Below are 20,110 nucleotides of genomic sequence, written 5' to 3' on the forward strand. Positions count from 1 at the left end.
GCCTTGCAGCAACTGACCGTTCTTCTGGGTGTTCCTCCGCTCGAAAGGCGAGCCATGCGCAGTCCAAATCCGCGACCGGCCCCGGCTCCCCAAGCCCAGCAGGCGTTGGGGAGCGGACAGCTCGCTTCGCTGCTGCCAGCCCTGCACGGACGCGACACCCCCTATCGTCTGCTTGCACAGGCCATCAGCCAGCTTGTTCTGGACGGGCGGATCGCCTTGCACGTCAGGCTGCCCTCCGAACGGGCGCTCGCACAGGCTCTGGGAGCCAGCCGCACCCTGGTCAACTACGCCTACAACCTTCTGAAAGAGACCGGCTTCGCCCGCAGCCACCGCGGCTCGGGAACCTTCACATCCCTGCCTGAGGGACGCACGCCCACCAACGTCGCCCGCACTGTCCGCGCGGAGGACAGCGTGATCGACCTTGCCCGAGCCTCGCCCGGGCTCCCGCCACAGGAGCTCGCCGAGGCATTGCGATCAACTGCCCAGCAGCTGATCGCACAGTCCCCAACCCCGGGCTACCACCCCTACGGGCTGCCTGATCTGCGAGCCATGGTCGCCGCACACTTCACCGAGCGCGGGCTTGCCACCATCCCGGAGCAGATCCTGATCACCTCCGGTGCGCAGCACGCAGTAAGCCTCGCCCTGGGGCTGCTGTGCTCTCCTGGAGACAGGGTCCTGGTGGAGACACCGACCTACCCCAACGCCCTGGAGGCGCTGCGTCGGCAGTGTCTTCACGCCGTGACGGTTCCCGTCGGACCGGACGGCTGGGATCCAGACATCATGGACGCCACATTGCGGCAAACCGTCCCTCACGCGGCCTTTCTGATCCCCGACTTCCACAATCCAACTGGACTGGTGATGCCTGCCCAGACGCGCACGCGGATTCTGCGCACGGCGCAGCGCACCGGGACTTGGCTCCTGGTCGACGAAACCCTGGCCGACCTCGCCCTCGACGTGGCGCCGCCGACGTCGTTCGCCTGCCACGCCTCACCCGCCGAAAGCAGCCGAATGATCACTATCGGCTCGATGAGTAAGTCCTTTTGGGCGGGGCTACGGGTCGGATGGCTCCGCGCGCCGGCCAACCTCATCGACGAACTGGCCTCGTATCGCATCGCCACCGACCTCGGGGGTTCGGTTGTGGATCAGCTCCTAGCACAGCACCTGCTCGGACGCCGAGGTGATCTCCTCCCTTCGCGGCTGGAGCAACTGCGTGCGCAGCGCGCCGAGCTCCAAGCAGCTCTCAAGGAGCACTTGCCTTCTTGGTCGTGGCGGCAACCCGAGGGTGGGCTGTCGCTGTGGGTGGACGTGGGCCGGCCCGCAGCCTCTGTGATCGCGGAGCGGGCCGGTGGCCTGGGCGTGCGGATCGAGAGCGGCTCCTGGTTCTCGGCCGATCCAGGCGTCTGCGAGACACGCCTACGCATCCCCTACACCCTGCCCCCCTCCGTGCTCCGTGAGGCCGCCCGGCTCCTCGCCGAAGCCCACGGCGAGGATCCCTGCCGCTCCAGTCACCGCCGCCCTCAATGGATCGCCTAAAGCTCGGGCATCGACTCGGTCCGAACAGGCACGTCACGGTCAACAGCGGCGGCGTCGCGCTTCAGGGCGGGGCGAAGCGTGTCAGCCGCGGGGGCTGGGACCGCATCGCGAAGTCGCAGCCGCTCCTCAACCGCGTGGTCGATGTGTCGCATGGCGATACGGATCAGCGGCGGGGCCATGGCGGACGTGGAGATGGCCACAAGGATGATGACGGTGTAAGTCCGGCCGGTCAGGACGCCCAGATGCAGTCCCACAGTTGCGATGACGATTTGGATGACTCCGCGCGCGTTCAGTCCTGCCCCGACGGCGAGAGCCTCCCACCGGGTCAGAAGGTGTCCTCTTTCCGCATCTGATGTGTGGGTTTCCGCAGGTCAGGGGTGATGTCTGTGGGGCTGGGGCAGGCTGGTCGTGTCGTGTTCTCCTGGCGGGTGTGGAGGTCGTGGATGCCATCGATGCGGGCAGTGCTGGAAGGTCGTGAGAAGGCCGCCCTGGTGCGGGTTGAGGAGCTCCGGGCCGACCTCGTGCGGGCGGAGGAGGTGCTGCGGCGTCGGGCGATCGGCCTGGAGGAGTATCTCGAGGCGCTGGCCGGGACTTGTGATGCGGTGCCTGTCGTTGCGGAGCACGGCGGGCCGGCTGCGGCCGGGGGGGCGGTGTCGCGTGCTGGGCGTGAGCCGCGCAGGTTGGTGGCCCGCAGGGACAGCGGGGTGTCGGTTCAGGTTCTGGGGCAGGACTACCGGCGGATCATGGAGGCCTTCGACGGCCCGGGTGGGCCGGGGCTGACGGCGAAGCAGGCGGCGGTGCATCTGGGCTGGGACACGGGCCTGGCCTCGCGGGTCGAGGGCGTGCGGGGCAGGATGAAGCGGCTGGTGGAACGGGGCTGGCTGTGTGAGGACCGGCCGGGTGTGTTCACGCTGCCGTCGCCGTCGCCGTCTGGGCTGGGTGCTGCTGCCGGATAGTGGTGGTGCGGCGGGCCAGGCGGCGGCTCATGAGCATGGTCATGGACCACAGGATCACGGCCTGGGCGCTGGTGGTGTGGGTCTCGTAGTCGCGGGTCAGGCGGCGGGAGCGCATCAGCCAGGCGTTGGTTCGTTCCACGACCCATCTGCGGGGCAGGACATGGAAACCGTGCAGGTTGTCGGTGCGTTTGACGATCTCCAGGGTGAGGCCGAGCGTGTTGGCGGCCCAGTCGACGAGGTGACCGGTGTAGCCACTGTCGGCCCAGACCAGCCGTAGGGTCCGGAAGCGGTTGCGCAGTGCGGGCAGTATCGCTGTGGCGGCGTCCCGGTCGGTGGTGGACGCCGGGGTGACAGCCGCGGCCAGCAGCAGCCCGAGGCAGTCCACGACAAGGTGCCGCTTGCGGCCGTTGATCTTCTTGCCGCCGTCGAAGCCGCGCGAGTCGTTCTTGACGGTGGCGTCGGCCTTGACCGACTGCGAGTCGATCACGGCCGCGGTCGGTTCGGTGTTGCGGCCCTCCGACGCGCGCACCTGCTCGCGCAACCGGTCGTGGAGTTCACCGATCAGCTGGTTGTCACGCCAGCGGCAGAAGAACGCGTAGACGCGTTTCCAGGGTGGGAAGTCCGCGGGCAGGTTCCGCCACTTCACACCGTTGTCGACCAGGTAGCGGATCGCATCGAGCATCTGGCGGTGGCAATAGCCTTCCGGACGGCCGCCGCGCCCGTCCATCCACGCCGGCACCGGCAGCACGGCCCGGACCACCGCCCACTCCGCGTCCGTCATGTCGCTGCCGTAGCGGAGCCGGCGGCCGGGATGGTCGGCCGCGTTCCCGAACCGGTGCGCGAGACAGTCACACTCCCGGGCCGGCCAACTGGACTGCGCGGATCCGACCACGTACAACTGCGACACGGGGCCTCCTGTGGTGCCAACGGATTCGACACCCGCGTACTACCAGGAGGCCCTTCTTTCATGCGCGGAAGACGATCAACTCACCCGATCCATCACGCCGTTCCGAACACCAGCACCAACCCACACGGTAAGAGGACGCCTTCTCAGCCGTTGAAGGCCTTGCGGAGCCTCGATGCGGCCTCAGTGAGGATGTCCTGTTCCTTGCAGAGGGCGAGGCGGACTTGGGTGCGGCCGGCGGCGTAGAAATCGCAGAAGCCGGCCGAGGGGCGCCGAAGGGCGCCCGATCCGGCCGGTGCCGGTAGACGGCCGGCCTGGCGGGGAGCTGGCCTCGACCGTTCGCTAGGCTCCCGAGGCGTGTCTGACCTTCCGAACGTTCAGGGCGCGACCATCGACGCCATCATCGACCACGCGAGCCGCGCGACGCTTCCCTTCCAGCGGGCGCACCGGGAGGAACAGCACGCGACGGCCTTCTGGTTCAACGAGCTCGTGGAGACCACAGACGAAGGCGAGGCCATCCGGCAGTACCTCGTGACCGCCGGCGGGCCGACTCGGTTCGAGATTGCCGAGTTCACCCTCCGGCCGGACCTGTGCGATCCGGCGATGAGCGCGGAGAAGCTGATGATGGTCGACTTTGCCGCGGGGTGGACCCACCTTGAGGACCTGGGCGTCGCAGTCATGCCCACCGCCGGGCTGCACGCGCACGGCGCTCGCAAGGGGTGGAGCTGGACGACCGACGAGATCACCGACGGCATGGCGGCCAAGGAGGAGGACATTGCCGTCCTCGGCGCGGAGCCTGTCGCGGCCTATCTATTGGGCCACGAAGTCGGAGCCGAGACGGGTGCCCGGGACCTGGTCGTCGTGGTCGGTGCCGTCACGCGTACCGAAAGCGGCGGCGTCCGCTGGGTCGGCGACGTACCGCAGGGGTGTGTCGGCGCACCGGTGTTCATCGGCGCCCAGCTCGGCGGGGACAGCTTCAAGCTGGTCTGTGCAGGAGTGGTACTGGCCGGCGACGGTCATCATCCGATCGCAACCTTTGACCGCGTCCGCACCGCCCTGCGCGCCCTCGCTCCGGCAGCCGTGTCAGTTCCCGAGACGGACGGACCGAATCCTCAGGAACCCGAACTGAAGCGGCGCTGGTGGCAACGACGCGGCTGACGCGCACAGGCGCCCCGGCAGCTCAACTGCGCCTGACCGGCTTCCCGATGGCCCCTGCCGTCGCGGACGAGTGAACTCGGTCCCCTGGGAACTGACCCCCCGCTGAACGGAGTTGACGCCTCGATGCTGACCGTCGCACCGGCTCCCGGTGTCCGCGTGTGATCACGTGGTCGCGGGCACGAGGCCGGCGCCGTCAGGTGCTCCCGCGCGTCCCCGTGCCGCCTCGGCCAGCGCGGCATCGATCCGCTTGTTGCTGTGACAAATCCGCTGTTGATCACTGAGCGAGTGGTGTTCTGGCCTGCGGATCTGGTGATCGTTTCGGGATTTTGGCCTGTGATGTGGTGTTGTTCTGAGCGGGGGTTTTCGTAGGACGGGGGAGTCGAGGTGGGTGCTGGGCTGCGAGTGTGGTGATCGTTTCGGATTGTGGTGATCGTTGCAGGATTTGGTTATGCCTGCGCGGTTAGGTTCGGTAGGTTTGCCCTGTTCAGGGCTAGTCGGACGCCTTGTTGAGTAGGAGGTCTGACGGACGCGTGCGAGCCCGGATGATGGCATGTCCCGCAGGTCACCATGCAGATTCCTCTTCCTTCTTCTCTACGTGGGTGAGCGAGGTCCGATTCGGTCGGCTATGGCCCGGGTCCACTGCCGGCTCAATCAACACCTTGACCAGAACGTCATTGGCGACCTGTGCCAGTCGGCCAAGCTGCACCGCCTCGAACTGGAAGTACGGGTTGGCCTGGAAAGGCCCCGCGTGGCCGCCGTAGCCGAGGACCTGCTCCGATCCGAACAGCGTCCCTCGGTGCCCCGTATGCGAGCGCTGGTCGTACAGCGGGCCCGCGAGCTCCTTCACCTGCTTTTGCGTCAGCACGGTCTTGAGTGCTTTCCGGAACCGCTTCTCGGCAACTCCCTTGCGGTGCTTGCACTCGGGATGGCAGTCGCACATGGAGTCAGGGACGGACCTCATACCGACGCCCTCGATCGCGGCTACGAAGGTGAGCAGCGAGAGCGACGGATGACGTCTCCCCAGGCGTACGGCCTCGTAGTACGCGCTGAGCGCGGTCTCGAGTTCGGGGTCGCCGTCCAGCCTCTCCCACGCCCCAAGCACCCACGGCGGCAGCCTCCAGTTTCCTGTCCCCGGAGGGACCTCCCCGGTCCACTCCTCCCCGTGCGGGCTCGGGAATTCGGGACCGACCGAAGTCGGGATCTTCAGAACCGACCCGTCGGGGCCCTGAGGCCAGGGGAGCGTCCGGGGCTCCCACAGCTGCCTCCGGTGCAGCGTCAGGAGAGCGCAGAGACGGCGCAAATGCGCCTGAGCGACTGGGACAACGGGGTCCCAGTGGTAAGTCTCGACCTGACCGGTGACGACGACGGGGAAGCTGCGGGAGATCGTGATGAACTGCGAGTCGACTCGGTCCTGCCCTCGGAACTCGCGCATGTGGACACCACCGGGGGCGAGGGTCAGCGGCCCTACGTCTGTCGCCCTGATCTGCCCCAAGGGGTGGAATCCCTGTACGGCGGACGGGCTGACCCCAACGAGCGCATCCCATATGTGAGTCCGCTGGTGGTGCCCAATCTCGCCCAAGGCCTTCCGCGCGCCAGTCCGCCAGGGGTCTACCTGGTCCGATGACGGGGTGCCGACGCCGCCGACGACCGTGCAGCTGATGCCGTCGGGGTGAGGACGGACGCGCAAGATGCTCGTCATGGAGTCGTCGAGGGGCGGCCCCATTTCCACCGGGCCGCCGTGGCTGTCAGCGCCGCTGATGCTGCGAAAACCTCCGCCCATGGCGTTCCCAAGGTGGTGAGCCCACTCGTTGCCTTGCTCGGTGAAGTCCACGGGGAAGGTCCCGATGCTCTGTTCCCACACGATGGCCTCCAGCCACTTCGACGACGTCGAGGGTCGCTGGCCACAGCTGCCAGGACCTCGACGTCCCACGATCAAGGTCATCGTCCCGTTTGTGTCCAGAGCGACGCCACTCAATACAGCCGTCACAGGCCGCCCCTGCCAGCGTGAAGCGCGTGACGCCCCGGTGTGCGGTCGCCCACCCGCCCCCGGCTTGGAGGGAGCGATGGCGATCTGACGAATCCGCTAAGGACGACTGCCTGCGTAATACGCTGAGCTGCTAATCCAGTGATCGCGCTCCTAAGGTGTGGACATAACGTCAGCGAGGCCCACGCGCCCGGTCGGTGAACTCTCCGTCGATCTAGCCCGGGTTGCAGTGCACTACGGTCACGGGCATCCCGCGGTGTCGTACGACTTCGAGGACACTGATGACGGGTTACGGAGGAGTGGAAGGACGAAGACGGCGAGGAGAGCCGTGCTCCGGCTGCGGGTGCCGAGGTCGGGCCAGCGACCGTCGGCGGATGTGCACACGTCGTTCAGGATCGGCTGACCACGAGATCATTCAAGGTGAGCTTGAGGCGGCGCCGGTTGGCGTCGAAGCCGTACATGGCAGTGGGCCGGTTCAACGGGTCGGCGCCGCAGCGTGGGGCTTCCAGAGCTGAACCCTCGGCCGCCGCGTCCACCTCAAGATCGAAAAGAACGGCTTCCGCCGAGTGCGGCTCAATCGAAGCGAGCCAACCCACTGGTGCGCCACGAACGTCACCGAGGCCCGTCAATGAACATTGCGGTTCCCTGCGGGAAGGTCGGCGGTCGCAAGTACAGTCGGAGCATGGCTCCCGATGAACTGATCGCCCTCGCCGAACGGCCGCGCGCCTGCAGGCGGGAGGTGTCAAATGCCTAGTATCAAGGGTCGTTTTGAATACTCTGATGGCCTGACTCCTGGGAGATCAAAGGACGGCGGTCTCCATCAAAATCTCTACGACGGCCAAGGACGCCTGGTAGACCACGGCACGTTCATTCCCGACGATGAGAACGAAGAAGATCCACTAACTGACCCGCCGCCAGTTTTCATCTACGTCACCGACGAGAACAGTTCGGATTCACGCTCAGACAAGCACGACGACCTTGCCGAGGCGATCTCTGATCTCGTTGAACTGCTTATTCTTGTCGCCGAGGCCTACCCACACGTCAAGAGATGGTGGAACAAGGCACTTCCGATCATCAAGTCTCAGTGGAACAGACTTTCTAGAACTCGCGTGGTCGGTAGCCAACCTGCCACTGACGAGGCGTCGACTGTGGGTGAGGCTACAGTCATAGATTCCTCGCAAGAAGTGGTTACTCTGCCCGATGTGTATAGAGTCAGCATGAGTAGCGCAGAAGCGCGAGCGTGCCTCCTGCTGGCTCTTGTGGCTAAGGCATTCAGCGAGGAGCAGGTAAGAATAGTTTCCAATGTCCACATCAAAGACGATGACGGCCTTGTGGAACTGAAACGCACAGTTGGCGAGCTCATCCCTCAACAAATTGCTAACATCGTTAAGGCGCTTAGGGCGAATCCGTCGTTTCTTGACGATGAGACATTGGCTGAACTTGGAAATATTCTCGGGAGAGACGAGCGGAACATTGAGATGCTTTGTCTGACTGGCCCTGAGAAGCGGCTGCGTAGCCTCGAATAAAACTGAGGCCTCTTGCACGGGCAGGGCCTCAAGAAATGATCACTGCTGGGGAAGCGTCAATCAGCACAGACGTGCCCCGCTCGTCAGTGACACACCAAGCCTGAGTACCCCCGCGGCGTCGCGCGAGGGCAAGGAACCCCGGTGTCACCACGGAGCAGACGGAGATCCGTCCGCTGTCAGCCCGTACCGTCTGATCGCCATGGCCTCGTCGGGACGCCCGGCGCTCTCCCGCACTCGGGCAAGCTCATGCAGTGCGTCCGGGTGGCCGCCGTTCACGGCCTCGCGAGCTACCTGCTCGGCTCCCGCCTGATCTCCTGCCCGTACGCGCATCTGGACAAGATCCCCGAGAAGGTAGGGGATACTCGTGTGGCTGATCGCGATGCCTTCGGCTCGTTCGCGCTGCCCGGCTTCCTCCAAGAGCCGGAGGGCCTCCTCCAGGCCCTCGATGTCACCTTCGCGGGCAGCGTTCATGGCGTACTCAACGGCTTCGTCCCAGCGGCCGGCCTCCTGCAGTCGGCGCATCTCCAACTCCACCGCACTCGGCTGAGGGGCAGAGGTCTCCGACCACTGCCTTCGAGTCCACGCAAACGCGATCGTCTCTATAGAGTTCCGGAGCTCGGTGAGCTCCTGTGGGAGGTGTGGCTGTCCGCTGCGCTGCGCGACGGCCGTGGCGTCATCCGCGCGGCCCAGGATCTCAAGGAACTCGACCAGGTGCTTCCATGCCCCTGGGTGGCCGTCCTGGGCGGCCAGCTCGAACAGGAGGGCGGCGTAGCGGTAGCGGCCGTACTCGTGGGCTTCCTCCCCCATGGCGAACCGGTCGGCGGGGGTCCGCGCGTGCAGCGCTGCCGCCTTCCAGAAGCCTTCCGGGGGAAAGCCCCAGCCCCGCCCGGAATTGGCCCACCGCACCAGGACACCGGCCAGGCGGTAGCACGCCTCATCAGGGCGGCCTGGGAGGGGACGCCGCCGGACGAGAGGTCCCGGGACGCCCAGGCAGTCCCGGCCGAGGTACGTAAGAGCGTCCTCGAACCAGCTAGTGTCGCGTGAATGAAGTTCTTGGACGGTGGCTTGGTGTGCGGTTGAATGGCGTATGCCTGTCGCCCTGCCGCTGGTCGTCTCCGATGCGGACCGTGAGGTCCTGCGCTCGTGGATCCGCTCGCCGTCGTCCCCGTCGGGGCTGGTGATGCGGGCCCGGATCGTGCTCCTGGCCTCGGAAGGCGCTTCGAACACCGAGATCGCGCGGCGTCTTGAGCTGTCCCGGCAGACGGTGGTGACCTGGCGGGGCCGTTACCGTTCGGCCGGCCTGCCCGGGCTGGAGGACCGGCCGCGCTCGGGCCGGCCCGGCACGGTGGACGAGACAGAAGTGGTGGTGCGGACCCTGGAAGGCCCGCCGGACAAGCTCGGCGTGACCCACTGGTCCTCCCGGCTGCTCGCCGCCGAGCTGCGACTGTCCAACGTCGCGGTGGCCAAAGTGTGGCGCAAGTGGAAGATCCAGCCCTGGCGCAGCGAGACCTTCAAGTTCTCCACCGACCCGGAGCTTGAGGCGAAGGTCCGCGACGTGGTCGGGCTGTACCTGGCCCCGCCGGAGAAGGCCGTAGTGGTCTGCGTCGACGAGAAGAGCCAGATCCAGGCGCTGGACCGGACCGCCCCGATGCTGCCGGTCCGGCCGGGCCTGGCCGAGCGGCGCACCCACGACTACGTCCGGCACGGCACCACCACCTTGTTCGCGGCCCTGGAGGTCGCCACCGGGAAGATCACCGCCGACGCCTGCTACAACCGGCATCGCAGCGATGAGTTCCTGCGCTTCCTCAAGCAGGTCGCCAAAGCCCACCCGAGGGTGAAACTGCACGTCGTCGCCGACAACTACGCCACCCACAAGCACCCCCGCGTGAAGGCATGGCTCGCGAAGAACCCCCGGATCACGCTGCACTTCACCCCGACCTCGTGCTCCTGGCTGAACCTGGTCGAGATCTTCTTCGGCATCATCACCCGCCAGGCCATACGCCGCGGCACCTTCACCTCGGTCGCCGACCTCACCGACGCCATCCGCCGGTACATCGACGCCTACAACGACCGCTGCCAGCCATTCACATGGACCAAAACTGCCGACGAAGTCCTCGAACACGCAACCCCCAAGCGTCCAAGGACTTCATTCACGCGACACTAGGCGGAAGTCCGTCCCACTCCTCCCTGCCGAAGTAGGCACTGGCCGCGTGTCCAAGCAGGGCGTACGGCAGGTTCTCCGGGTCGTGGCCATAGCGGCAAAGGTCAGCGGCTGCCTTAAGGACTGCCTCAGTTGGCGCCTCGGCGTGCCGGCAGCGCTCCAGGAGCGCGGGAACCCCGGCCAGGTACTGGGCGATCCTGCCGTTCGCTGCGTGGACGGTTGCGGCCTTCAGGCGCGGGTCACTGTCCGCCACCGTGCGCGCCGCATGCAGGTCCGCTCCCGTGAACGCGTGCGGCACGGCGATGACTTCGGCGTCCGTGGTGAGAAGACCCCGGGCGTGCTGGTGGATGTCGTCGCTGATCTGCCGGGAGGGTGAAGTTCCCCCAGTGAGTTGGACAGCCTGATACTGGGACGGTTCGTCCCGGAGGAAGCAGTCCAAGTTGAGTGGCAAGAGCAACATGAGCAAGCGGTACACGGCCGAGTTCAAGCGGGACGCGGTCGCGCTCGTCCGGTCGTCGCCGCATCGGAACGTCACCGAGATCGCCCGGGAACTGGGAGTGAGCCCCGAGGGGTTGCGTGGCTGGGTCAAGCAGGCGAAAATCGACCAGGGCGAGGGGCCGGCGGGCGCCCTGACCAGCGAGGAACGTGAGGAGCTGCGGCGCCTGCGCCGCGAGCTGGCTGAGGCCAAGAAGGCGAACGACATCCTGGTAAAAGCCGCGGCCTTCTTCGCGAAGGAGATCGTGAAGTAGGCGCTGTGTGCCGCTTCATCGATGCGGAGAAGGCCACCGAGGAGAACCCCGATGGCTACAGCGTCGCCCGGCTGTGCCGAGTGCTGAGCTTCCACCGCTCCACCTACTACGCCTGGCTCGCTTCACGGCCCGCAGCCGCCGAACGGCAGTGCGCCGAAGACGAGTTGACCGACCGGATCCGTGAGATCCACGCCACCTCGCGAGGTGCCTACGGCGCCCCGCGCGTCCATGCGGAGCTGCGGCGGGGCGGCCTCGCGATCAACAGGAAAAGGGTCGAGCGGATCATGCGCGAGCGCGACATTCGCGGTGTCACCCGCCGCAGGCGCCGCTACCTGACGCAGCAGGACACCAAGGCAGCCCCTGCCCCGGACCTGGTCGGCCGCGACTTCACCGCATACGAGCCAGGCCGGAAGCTGGTGGGCGACATCACGTATCTCCCCACGGTCGAGGGCTGGTGGTACCTGGCCACGGTCATCGACCTGGCGACCCGTGAGGTGATCGGGTATGCGATGGCCGACCACCACCGCGCCGAACTGGTCACCGACGCCCTGCGCATGGCTGCCGGCCGCGGCGGCCTGCAGCCCGGCTGCATCATGCACACCGACCGCGGCAGCGAGTACACCAGTGGCGAATTTCGCACCGTGATAAGGGAGTTGAATCTGAGGCAGAGTATGGGACGAACCGGCATATGCTATGATAATGCTGCAGCCGAGAGTTTCTTCGGACTGCTCAAAGCGGAGATCGGCACCACCGTCTGGGAAAGCCGTGAGGCGGCCCGAGCCGACGTCTTCTGCTTCATCGAAGTCGAGTACAACCGCACCAGGCTCCGCAAGCACCCCGAGTTCGGGTACCTCACCCCACTCGAAACCCGAGCTAGATTGCGGCACGACCTCACCCCCGCAGCGTAAGCATCCGCTGTCCAAGATCAGGGGGGAACTTCATGCCCCCACGCTGGGGGTCCGGAATGCTCACCACGTCCTTCACCTTGATCAGCGAGGTATGGGCGGCCCAGCCGGCGCCACCGGCCTCAACTGACACAGATGAGGGCACTGGTATCTGAGATGAACGAGCTCGTCGCGGGGCCTGGTTCCTCCGGCGTGGAACCGTCCGTGGTGGGGCAGCGCCTGCGAGTCTTCCTGGATGCGGAGCGAGTGGTGGACGACCTGCGCCGCTATTTCGCGATCGACCTGCCCCCAGGTGCCGGCGCGTTCACGGGGGGCCGGTTCGAGCACCTGGCGGGCGGGGGTGACCGTCGGCAGGTCGCGGACCAGTTCACCGCAGAGGACCTGGTGGCGGTGCAGACCCTGTCGGTGACCGTCCCTCCGCGCGTCGCCCTCGACCTGCTGGAAGGCCCGTTGGGCACCCAACTGTCCGAACTGCTGCGAGACATCCCTTCTGACACCGACCTGTCCGACGCCGATGCCTCGGTCATCGCGGACGGCTCGCCGGCGTACCGGGCCTGGCGCTTGCTGGAGGGCCAGTACAAGGTCGGGTGGGCGATCGCCGGGAAGCTCTTGGCCCGTAAGCGGCCGCGGCTGCTGCCGGTCTACGACCGGGTCGTGCGCTGTGCGCTCGGCCACCCGCCGTCGTTCTGGACCGATCTGCGCACCGCCCTGCGCGAGCACGGCGCAGCCCTGCACCACCGGCTCCTTGGCCTGCGGCAGAACGCGGGCCTGCCCGAGACGGTCAGCGCCCTACGTGTCGCCGATGTCGCGGTATGGATGGCTCACCCCGCCCCGGGCCACCGCTGCCCCTGAGGACCCGTCGCAGGGACGGCCAAGCGCTGACGCTCGGAGAGGGCTCGGCTGGAGTGTGGGGTGCTGGCCGGCCTGGCGGTGCTGTGGGTTCGGCTCCAGCCCTACGCCGACTCCGTAACTGAGTCACCGCCGACCCCTGCGACGCCGTGCTACTGGTGGTGGGAGACATCTGTGGCGTCTCACTGCGTCTGAGGGATGAGCTCAGGTTGGCGACCCCGGGATCTGTGGTGCCTTTCGCCTGGGGGCTGTGGCGTGGGGGATAGGCTGGCTGACAGAGACCTGTCTGCAGCCCAAACGTGGGGCAGTTGGCGCAGTGCCTGGCGGAGAATCTTGGGCTTGGGCGCGGATCGGTGTGGGGGTGCTGGGTGTCGCAGGTGTCTGGGTCTGAGGGGTCCGCTGGTGTGCAGGTACCGGAGGCGGCGGGCGCGGTTGATGCAGGGCGTCGTGAACGGATCCGCAGTCGGCTGAGCCGCTTCGGGCCGGGCCCGGTGGGCTGGTTCACCGACATCTGCACACTGCTCGATCAGGACCTCCCGCTTGTGTCGGCCGGGATGCTGGTGTCGCATCTGTTCCGGGAGCTGGAGAGCGCGGTACGTGAGGTTCTGCTGCCGGATAAGGTGCGCCGCACCCCGGAGAAGGACATTCCCAAGGGTGGGAAGCACCTGTTCCAGGTGAACGGGATCCTTGGGTCTTTGGGTATCGACCCAGACAGCCACGCGGGTGCTCTGTGGTTGGGCGAGGCGAAGAACTTGCATGCGTATGCTCACCGGAGCCGCATGGATCTGTTTGCGCTGGATGCCCCGACGCGGGAGCGGTTGGTGGCGTTCGAAGACATGCTCGAGGTGGTCCTGGACGCGTTCGAGGCCCGCTATCTCACGGTCATCGAACGGTTGGAGGCATTGGCGGCGAAGACGTCCCCCAACCAGGGGGACGTCGACTTGCTGCGCAAGACCTTCCCCCAGGACTTCTTGACGCAGGAGCGGTTCTTCTCCCTGCTCGGCAGCGCGGCGTGGCTGCGGCACCTGGCTGAGGCGGGCCTATTCTCGGCCCCGGTGGAACCGGAAGTCGATGACGAGGCCGGCACGGTGGCGTTCCCCGCCTGGCCTGCGTCGGCGTATCTGGTGCGCGTGGCAGGTGCCGCCCCCGACGAGGCGCTGCGGGTGGCCGAGGCGATCCCGTCCACCGCCAATCCGCGGATCAACCTCAACCTGGTCGAGGTGGCGCTGCTCCTTCCACCCGATGATGCGGTGCGGTTGGCCCCCCGTATCGCCGAAGCCGCCCGTAGCAGTTACCTGATCGCCCCCGAGCGGTACGCACAGCTGGCCTTCCAGCTTGCCCGCGGCGGACACCGCGACCAGGCCGTGGAGGTGATGCAGGCCCTGCTGGCGGCGGCGACCGGCCGGGCGCGGACCGGGATCGACGCCTACGAGCTTTCCGAACTCCTGCAGGAGCACAACGCCGCCCTGGCCGAGCACGCGGGTCTTGCCTGGCTTCAGGCGCTGGCCGCCGCGCTGTCTTCTGCCGTGGACGCCGACGCGCCCCAACGCAGTACGGCTGCAGTCCCGGAGGCGCCCGGCGAACCCGGCACGCCGTCACTGGTGTTCCGCGAGGACATCTCCAGCGTGTGGTTCCGCGATCTGGAGGCCAACGGCCCCCGGCACGCCACCGACACCCGTGAGTTGCTGTCCGAGGCCGTCCGGGACACCGCCCGGCCCCTGGCGGCAGCAGACCTCACCGGTGTGCTCGATGTCCTGGACGCCTACCCGTGGCTGATCTTCCGGCGCCTGCGCCTGTATGTGCTGGAGCACTCCGCCACCGCGGCGGCACTGCCAGTGGTGGAGACGCTGGCTGACGCTTTGTGGGCCGACACTGGCGGGGCGAGCCGGGAGTGGCTGCGCCTGGCCCGCGCCCACGCCACAGCTTTGACCCCGCCCGACCTGGGACGGGTACTGGCGGTGATCGACGCCGGTCCGGACACCGAGCGGCTGCAGCGCCTCACTGGCCAGGAGCCCGGCCCGGAGTCGGCAGCGCTGGTGGAGAAGTGGCAGGACCTGTGGCGCCGTGACCGGTACGCGGCGCTGGCCGCCGTGCTTCCCGAGGCCCCCAACCTGCGGCTGCAGGAGCTGAGCGAGCGTCTCGGCTCGGCGCAGTCGCTGGACGAGCCCGCCAGCTCGCGTATGGTCTGGCGCGGCGACAACGACGGTGGCGGGGAGGACCTGGCCGGCAAAAGCGCGGCCGATCTCGTCCACCACGCCCAGCAGTGGAAGCCGTCTCGCACCATGTTCGGCAACGATGCCGCCGACTTCGCGCTCCGGCTGCGCGCCGCGGTGACCGGCGACGCCGTGCGCTACCAGGCAGACGCGCAACTGTTCGCGAACCTGAGCGACGAGCACCTGGCCGCTGTCGTGGAGGGTTTCACCCGCGCGGTCGAGGAGCGGCAGCCGGTGGACTGCCCGCCCCTGGTGCAACTGGCGACCCAGATCCTGCCGCGCGCTCACAGCGACGGCAGCCACCAACTGCACTGCGCACTGGCCCGTTTGTGGCTCGCGGTACTGGCTTACACCGGCGCTGGCATCCCCACCAGCTGCGGTGACGAACTGTTCGACATCCTGAGCACGCTCGTGCGTATCCCCGCGCCGCTACCCACCGGTACGAGCCCCGCCGACGACAGCGCGAGCAGGTGGAGCCAGGCCAGCGAAGCCTCGGTGTGCGCGCTCATCCTCTGGGCCAGTTGGCAGAAAGACCGTGACGGCGACACCGCCGCCTCCTTCGCACTCCTCGATGAGCAGCTGACAGCAGCCCGCCAGCCGGACTCTGCCGCCGCGCACCCGGTGGGCACCGCACTGGGGGCATACATCGGGCGGCTGACCACCCTGAACCCGGAATGGGCCCGGTCGCAGATCACCGCCTTGTTTGACACGGGCACCACGCTGGGGCGCGCCGCCTGGAACGCCCATCTGAACTCCTCACACCTGGAACAGACCTCCGTCGGCCTGCTGATGAACACCTACCGCGCCCAGGCGCGCACCGCACCCGACAGCGACAACCATCGCCAGGACCTCCACCGCAGGCTGGGCGAACACCTGGTCGCCCTGTATCTGGCAGGGATGATCACCCTCGACGGGCCCGACACGACCCTGGCGGACTTCTTCGCCCACTGCTCCGCCGAGACCGCCGCCGACCTCGCCTCCTCCGTCGCCCGCACCCTCCGCAGCGGTGACGGCCTGCCGCCCCAGACGCTGCAGCGGATTCAACGCTGGTGGACGTGGCGCCTGGAGGCCGCCGTTGGCACCCCGCGCCCGGCTACGGCAACCGGCCGCCGCAACGATGACGTCGCGATGCTCCTCGGCGCGCTGCTGACCAGCGACGCCTTCACCATGGCCTGGCGCCTGGAGCAGCTGCAGGCCGCCTTCACAGTACGGGGCGACCTGGGCGGAGACCTGAGGGTCTTCTCCTTCCTGGCCGAACTCGCCGGAACAGACCCCGGTCCGGCCCTGGACCTGCTCGCTGCGTGGGTGCACACCCTTGACCAGCACACCTGGGTGCCGCAGGCCCGCGAGAACGAGATCCGCCTGGTCCTGCTGGCGGGACGACGCTCGGCAGCCCACCGCGACACCGCCGGCGAGATCATCAACCGCTTCGCCTACCGCGGATACCTGCAGTTCTCGCCCCTGCTCAACGACGCCGCCAACTGACCTCCTGCGAGGCACCCCGCCGTCGCACTGGAGGAGAGCAAGCACAGCGTGACCCTCAACCTCAGCGTTCATGCCTTTCCAACGAACGCCGGCCGTGGTGTCCTATCCCCGTGTTCTTGGATCTCGGAGCAGGGCAGGACGTCGTTAGGGCCTGCATGCGAGCGTCACGTGGGGGCGTCCCAGAGCACCTCATCGTAGTGCGGCGAGACCTCGGACAGGTAGGACGCCCGCGCAGCGGCGAGCACGTTTCACACGCCACTGGCATCCATCGGCGAGTCCATTTTGCCCGTCAGTTCCATCTCATGCCGATCACGGTCAGTTCCTCGACCCGCTCGGGCGCGAGGCCGCTCTTGCGTGCCCGGGAGTTGGCGATGAACACGCCGAGTGCGTGCTCGGTACCGCCGATGTTCTCGATGTGCGATCGGGGTACGTTCAGGTGTCCTTCGCGTTGCGCGTATTGGCGTGCGGCCGTGAGGTTGTCGGCCCACATCTCGGCCCGGCTGCGCCGCGGCACAGGCGTCCGAACAGCAGCCGGCTCCGGTTCGTCGAGCGGTCCGAGGCCGAGGATCTCGGTGAGCAGCCACTGCTGCGGAGGAGCCAGCGTGTCCCACTCGGCGCGCTGGACGCGGGCCCAGCGTCCGATGTCCTCGCCCTGGACGATGAGCAGGCCGTCCTCCTCGGGCAGGAACCCGCCACCGGCGAGGTGGGTGCGAGCGAGGTGGAAGCAGCGTTGCCATGCGATTGGCCACACGGGGCACCATGCCGGGTAGATATCGTCCAGCCTTCGACGCCGTTCCGCACTCAGGGCACCTGCTGCCGCACCGTCCGCCCGTCCCTCCTCTTGGGACCGGGCAGGGCGCCGGGCGGCGGCGCGCTGGTTCTTGAGCCAGATGCCGAGCGGGTAGCCCTGCCAGGTGGCTTCGGTGGGAGGCAGAAGGTGCCCGTGCTCGGCGGCCCACCCGCGTGCCGCGGCCAGTCCTTCGTCGAAGGCCACCGCGTGGTGGGACCAGATCATCGAGAGCTCGTCGAGCTGCCGCACCCTTTCCTCGGCGAGGTCCCCGCGCTGGTGCGCGTGCCGCTGCCGGCCGATCCATGCCCCGAGGGGGAATCCATCGGGCGCCGTGTGCCCGATGGGAACGTTCAGGTGCCCATGGTCTTCGTAGTAGGCAAGTGCGGCCTGCAGCCCGCGGCGCCAGTATTCGCCTTCAGGCTTGAGGACCCGCGCGGTGATGAACGCCGCCAGTCTCACCGGATCCCGCGGTGTGGAGAAGGTCAGCAGCCCTTGAGCCGGCCCGCTGACCCCTCCTTCACCGTCCGCCGCCATCGCGGTTCCACCGGCGGTCGGACGACTGGGAGCCTGAGGGACAGCGAGCTGCTCGACGGCCTCGGTGTCGTGTGCGCGCAGCGCGGTCAGCACCTTGGCCAGGTCGGTATAGGCCCTGGAGACAAGCATCTCGTCCGGTTCCTCACCCGGCCCGAGGAACACCGGCACGACCAAGGATGCTGTCTTGCCCTCCCCGGGCTGCATCCGCAGCGCCCGCCCCACGGCCTGAACGACATCGGGCGTGGACCCCCGGACATCGGCGAAGACGACGGCATCGCAGTTCTTGGTATCGACGCCCTCGCCGAGCACACGTGCCGACGACAGCACACAGCGCTCCATCACCGTCTCGTCCACGATCCCCGTCGAGAACTCCTCAAGCACCTGGCGCCGGTGCACCGTCTTATGCTCCCCGCACAACCAGTCGGCCCACACCAGCCCCGGCTCCGTATATACCTCCTGATCGCTCTCCCACAGCGCCTTCGCAACCCGACCCAGCCCGCTCGCGAAAGCCTCCGCTTCGCTGGTGCGATGGTGAAAGGTCAAGATCCTGCGCAGCCGGTGTTCCGCTCCGGTCTTCAGCACAGCCGTCTGCAGCGCCGCCAGCCGCACTCCGCGCACCGCATCCGTCCGGGCCTGCTCACCGACCAGCTGCGCGGCTTGGACCTGGGGGTCGGCGATGTCCACACACACCACCTGGTACTGCGCGATCAGGCCCCGCTCGATCGCCTGCGACATCGTCAGCCGGTACACCACCGGCCCGAAAACCGCCGCATCGTCCATCGACGCCACCAACCGCGCGGGGGCGGCCCCCCGCCCCCCACCATCCGTAAGCTCTTCCGCCGGCACCTCCCACAACCGCGGAGTCGCCGTCATATACAGACGTCGCACCGCCGGCACCCGGCCATTGTCATGAACAGCCGCCCACGGCTTACCCAGCGCACCCGACGTCCGATGCGCCTCATCCACCACCACCAGATCCCACCGGCCGACCCCGGCCGCATGCGCCCGCTCGACAACCCCGAGCCCCACCGCCGCATACGTGGCGAACACCGTGCACCGGTCCGCATCCCTGAGCCACCCGGCCAACTGGGCCGCATCAGTCGAGCACGGAACCCCGAGCCCGGCGCCCTCCCGCTGCGAGCACACGCCGAACATCTGCCCGCCACGGCCGCCCGCCCGCCACATGTCCAGCATCTGCCCCAGCAGATCAAGAGTGGGCACCAGCACCAGCACCCGCCGGGCACGCAACCGCCGTGCCCCCTCGACCGCGATAAGGCTCTTGCCCGTTCCCGTGGCAGCGATGACCTGAGCGCGCAGCCCGCCCTCCGAGAGCACAGGACTCGCCGGCTGAGCCAGCGCGCGCACTACCGCGTCCACCGCCTCGACCTGATGAGGACGAGGCCGCTGCCTAGCCATACGATCCGCCCTGCCTCTCTTCGCCCCTCGGGGGCAGTAGGCCCTGAGAGAGAAATCTATCCCGCACCATTATGATGCAGACCTCTCATCTTCGAACGACCTTGGCCCTCCGGGAACACTCTCATCACGGTTGCAGAAGCCGCCCGGGACCCACACCGGAACCAGGGCATACTCACACTCAAGAGGCCGACCATGGGATACTGCACGACTTCCCCCGGGCTGTGTCCGGCAACGAGTGAGCCACCGTTAGAACGGGGGAGCAGGAGAGCCCTGTTGGCCCCCAGGCTCTTCCACCCCCAGCTTCGTCAGCCGCGAACGAATCGCACTCGGCTGACGCGAAAGCCGTCGAGCAAGAGCCTCGAGGCCATGCCCCGAGGAATGAAGCTCGACGAGCAGCTGGTCATCTTCCTGCGTCCAGCGCTGGTACGCATTGCCGTGACGCTTCCTGACCTCGTCCACTGCGTACGCACGAGCGGCTGCCGAAGGAGCGCTCGAAGCCAGTTCCACCGCGCGCACCGCATTCCAAGGGAAGGTTGCCACCTCAACCCCGCGCAGCCAGAGGGTAACTGTGCCCTCGTCAAACGTCAGAACATCCGCTTCCACCGTCAGGACCTTGCGCATGACGTCCGGGTCCTTCGCGTCGAGCACGAAGTCATGGAGCTGTAAACGAACCTGAGGCTGAGACACATCAGTCACAACGACCACCATGCCCCAACAGACACCCGCTCAAGCGCCCCCTACTAGCTAGCCCGGCCGCAACGCGGCCGATAGGCAGGGGAGCGAAGCGGACCTGCCAGGGCTCCGCAACGCGGAGCCCACCGCCGGCTTGCCGGCGGCACTTCGGGGGGGCCGCAACGCGGCCCCGTTTATGGGCTGTTGGAGCGAAGCGGAGACAGCCTGGCGCGGCTTGCCGCGCCCCGCCCCGCAACGCGGGGCGCTTTCACTCC

General features: G+C 67.6%; 17 protein-coding genes. 10 read left to right on the forward strand and 7 right to left on the reverse strand.

The window, feature by feature from the left end; genetic code table 11:
• The first annotated feature begins 3 nt into the window (after positions 1-3).
• Positions 4-1,533, forward strand: a complete 1,530-nt coding sequence (gene yczR, locus OG702_RS35235; RefSeq protein ID WP_327286753.1) for a MocR-like transcription factor YczR — start codon at positions 4-6, stop codon at positions 1,531-1,533.
• Here yczR and OG702_RS35240 read toward each other — a convergent pair.
• Entirely contained in the window at positions 1,530-1,787 is a 258-nt protein-coding gene (locus OG702_RS35240; protein WP_327286752.1) for a hypothetical protein, read from the reverse strand. The genes yczR and OG702_RS35240 overlap by 4 nt on opposite strands.
• Before the next feature lie 198 nt (positions 1,788-1,985).
• Here OG702_RS35240 and OG702_RS35245 point away from each other — a divergent pair, with 198 nt between their 5' ends.
• On the forward strand, positions 1,986-2,489 hold the full coding sequence (locus tag OG702_RS35245; RefSeq protein WP_327286751.1) for a hypothetical protein: 504 nt from the start codon (positions 1,986-1,988) through the stop codon (positions 2,487-2,489).
• Here the strand turns inward: OG702_RS35245 and OG702_RS35250 are convergent.
• Positions 2,440-3,396: an IS5 family transposase gene (locus OG702_RS35250; RefSeq protein WP_442814260.1), complete on the reverse strand. Its 957-nt coding sequence runs from the start codon at positions 3,394-3,396 to the stop codon at positions 2,440-2,442. The genes OG702_RS35245 and OG702_RS35250 overlap by 50 nt on opposite strands.
• A gap of 354 nt (positions 3,397-3,750) precedes the next feature.
• On the opposite strand from OG702_RS35250, the gene OG702_RS35255 reads away from it, so the two are divergent.
• On the forward strand, positions 3,751-4,551 hold the full coding sequence (locus OG702_RS35255) for a hypothetical protein (RefSeq protein ID WP_327286750.1): 801 nt from the start codon (positions 3,751-3,753) through the stop codon (positions 4,549-4,551).
• Between the two features lie 562 nt (positions 4,552-5,113).
• Here OG702_RS35255 and OG702_RS35260 read toward each other — a convergent pair.
• On the reverse strand, positions 5,114-6,493 hold the full coding sequence (locus tag OG702_RS35260) for a hypothetical protein (protein WP_327286749.1): 1,380 nt from the start codon (positions 6,491-6,493) through the stop codon (positions 5,114-5,116).
• 431 nt (positions 6,494-6,924) lie between these two features.
• A complete protein-coding gene (locus tag OG702_RS35265; protein ID WP_327286748.1) occupies positions 6,925-7,131 on the reverse strand; it encodes a hypothetical protein in 207 nt (68 codons plus the stop codon).
• 150 nt (positions 7,132-7,281) lie between these two features.
• Here OG702_RS35265 and OG702_RS35270 point away from each other — a divergent pair, with 150 nt between their 5' ends.
• Positions 7,282-8,061, forward strand: coding sequence for a hypothetical protein (locus tag OG702_RS35270; protein WP_327286747.1), 780 nt, complete (start codon positions 7,282-7,284; stop codon positions 8,059-8,061).
• Positions 8,062-8,205: 144 nt separating this feature from the next.
• On the opposite strand, the gene OG702_RS35275 is transcribed toward OG702_RS35270, so the two are convergent.
• Entirely contained in the window at positions 8,206-8,868 is a 663-nt protein-coding gene (locus OG702_RS35275; RefSeq protein WP_327286746.1) for a hypothetical protein, read from the reverse strand.
• A 280-nt stretch (positions 8,869-9,148) separates the two neighbouring features.
• On the opposite strand from OG702_RS35275, the gene OG702_RS35280 reads away from it, so the two are divergent.
• The 6 genes from OG702_RS35280 to OG702_RS35305 all read left to right on the forward strand — a co-directional run bounded on the left by OG702_RS35280 (position 9,149) and on the right by OG702_RS35305 (position 16,423).
• Positions 9,149-10,225, forward strand: coding sequence for an IS630 family transposase (locus OG702_RS35280; protein ID WP_327286745.1), 1,077 nt, complete (start codon positions 9,149-9,151; stop codon positions 10,223-10,225).
• Positions 10,226-10,271: 46 nt separating this feature from the next.
• A complete protein-coding gene (locus tag OG702_RS35285) occupies positions 10,272-10,598 on the forward strand; it encodes a hypothetical protein (protein WP_327286744.1) in 327 nt (108 codons plus the stop codon).
• Positions 10,599-10,662: 64 nt separating this feature from the next.
• Positions 10,663-10,971 (forward strand): transposase, encoded by a 309-nt coding sequence (locus OG702_RS35290; RefSeq protein ID WP_327286743.1) that lies wholly within the window; start codon positions 10,663-10,665, stop codon positions 10,969-10,971.
• A 5-nt stretch (positions 10,972-10,976) separates the two neighbouring features.
• The gene (locus OG702_RS35295) at positions 10,977-11,879 is read left to right on the forward strand and encodes an IS3 family transposase (RefSeq protein WP_327286742.1); all 903 of its coding nucleotides are present in this window, start codon (positions 10,977-10,979) and stop codon (positions 11,877-11,879) included.
• A 153-nt stretch (positions 11,880-12,032) separates the two neighbouring features.
• Positions 12,033-12,728, forward strand: a complete 696-nt coding sequence (locus tag OG702_RS35300; RefSeq protein WP_327286741.1) for a DUF6308 family protein — start codon at positions 12,033-12,035, stop codon at positions 12,726-12,728.
• Positions 12,729-13,129: 401 nt separating this feature from the next.
• A complete protein-coding gene (locus OG702_RS35305) occupies positions 13,130-16,423 on the forward strand; it encodes a hypothetical protein (RefSeq protein ID WP_327286740.1) in 3,294 nt (1,097 codons plus the stop codon).
• A 289-nt stretch (positions 16,424-16,712) separates the two neighbouring features.
• Here OG702_RS35305 and OG702_RS35310 read toward each other — a convergent pair whose 3' ends face one another.
• Positions 16,713-19,163 (reverse strand): DEAD/DEAH box helicase, encoded by a 2,451-nt coding sequence (locus OG702_RS35310; RefSeq protein ID WP_327286739.1) that lies wholly within the window; start codon positions 19,161-19,163, stop codon positions 16,713-16,715.
• Between the two features lie 246 nt (positions 19,164-19,409).
• Positions 19,410-19,871 (reverse strand): hypothetical protein, encoded by a 462-nt coding sequence (locus OG702_RS35315; RefSeq protein WP_327286738.1) that lies wholly within the window; start codon positions 19,869-19,871, stop codon positions 19,410-19,412.
• Positions 19,872-20,110 lie beyond the last annotated feature (239 nt).

This window comes from Streptomyces sp. NBC_01198 (genome assembly GCF_036010485.1).
Classification (GTDB): Bacteria; Actinomycetota; Actinomycetes; order Streptomycetales; family Streptomycetaceae; genus Actinacidiphila.

What these genes read in the sequence shown, in the direction of transcription:
- OG702_RS35245 (WP_327286751.1), top strand. Translation starts at nt 1,986, where the DNA reads ATGCGGGCAGTGCTGGAAGGTCGTGAGAAGGCCGCCCTGGTGCGGGTT.
- OG702_RS35260 (WP_327286749.1), bottom strand. Translation starts at nt 6,493, where the DNA reads ATGACCTTGATCGTGGGACGTCGAGGTCCTGGCAGCTGTGGCCAGCGA.
- OG702_RS35270 (WP_327286747.1), top strand. Translation starts at nt 7,282, where the DNA reads ATGCCTAGTATCAAGGGTCGTTTTGAATACTCTGATGGCCTGACTCCT.
- OG702_RS35275 (WP_327286746.1), bottom strand. Translation starts at nt 8,868, where the DNA reads ATGGGGGAGGAAGCCCACGAGTACGGCCGCTACCGCTACGCCGCCCTC.
- OG702_RS35280 (WP_327286745.1), top strand. Translation starts at nt 9,149, where the DNA reads ATGCCTGTCGCCCTGCCGCTGGTCGTCTCCGATGCGGACCGTGAGGTC.
- OG702_RS35300 (WP_327286741.1), top strand. Translation starts at nt 12,033, where the DNA reads ATGAACGAGCTCGTCGCGGGGCCTGGTTCCTCCGGCGTGGAACCGTCC.
- OG702_RS35310 (WP_327286739.1), bottom strand. Translation starts at nt 19,163, where the DNA reads ATGGCTAGGCAGCGGCCTCGTCCTCATCAGGTCGAGGCGGTGGACGCG.
- OG702_RS35315 (WP_327286738.1), bottom strand. Translation starts at nt 19,871, where the DNA reads ATGGTGGTCGTTGTGACTGATGTGTCTCAGCCTCAGGTTCGTTTACAG.